Raw genomic sequence first — 252 nt, 5'->3', positions numbered from 1 at the left:
CTTATGGCAAGCGCTTGAGCATGACTTAACTGATTTGTTCACTTATCAGAATGCGCAAAACGAACAGATTAATAAACAGGACAATTTTTCAATAGAAAATGGTCATAGCCTGTGGCTATCTGCTAAGCAAAGTGATGTAAACGCAAAGCCAATTGTTAGCGAATTGCCTGACGGTTTGACTGATACAATACTGCCTTTATCACAGCTGATTACTGCACCTAACTTAGCGCTTTGGCAGCAATGTTATTTATA

At 38.9% G+C, this 252-nt stretch carries 1 protein-coding gene; it reads left to right on the top strand.

Features of this window, described 5'->3' with window-relative positions; genetic code table 11:
* On the top strand, window positions 1-252 hold a 252-nt coding region (locus tag AAEZ03_RS28315), incomplete at both ends, for a hypothetical protein (RefSeq protein WP_350583275.1).

The sequence above is a fragment of the Pseudomonas sp. HY2-MNA-CIBAN-0224 genome (assembly GCF_040310285.1).
Taxonomy (GTDB): Bacteria; Pseudomonadota; Gammaproteobacteria; order Pseudomonadales; family Pseudomonadaceae; genus Aquipseudomonas; species Aquipseudomonas helleri.
This window is presented reverse-complemented; position numbering and strand designations above follow the sequence as displayed.